Genomic DNA, 386 nt, shown 5'->3' with positions numbered 1-386 from the left:
AGGGCCAGGTGCCAGCGAGACAGCTCGCGGACTGGTGGGCGGGGCTGCAGCCCCGCTTGCGCGAAGTGCAGGTTGAAGTCAGGCCAGAGACCTCGCAGCCGCTGGATCTCGCCGGCGAACTGCTCCGGCTCCAGGGTTACTCGATAGAAGTGCTCCAGCTCGCTGGTGGCCGGCAGAACCACATAGGGTTCCCACGGCCAAGCCGCTGGAATTTCCTCGGCCTTTTCCTGGCCCGCGCCGATCGCCTGCAGGCGAGACCTCACCTGATTGGCGTCCGCCCGGGCCAGGTCCTGTCGACGGACCCGGATGCCGAAGATCACCACCTGTTTGAAGGTAGGATCCGCGGCTGCGTAGATGCGCAGGCCGGTGAAGTGGTTGCTCAACCA

At 65.8% G+C, this 386-nt stretch carries 1 pseudogene; it reads right to left on the bottom strand.

Annotation, left to right across the window (positions count from 1 at the left end):
- Positions 1-386: pseudogene (locus HMPREF2924_RS22450) on the bottom strand (class I SAM-dependent methyltransferase); the annotation flags it as partial.

The sequence above is a fragment of the Pseudomonas sp. HMSC063H08 genome (assembly GCF_001813645.1).
Taxonomy (GTDB): Bacteria; Pseudomonadota; Gammaproteobacteria; order Pseudomonadales; family Pseudomonadaceae; genus Pseudomonas; species Pseudomonas aeruginosa.
This window is presented reverse-complemented; position numbering and strand designations above follow the sequence as displayed.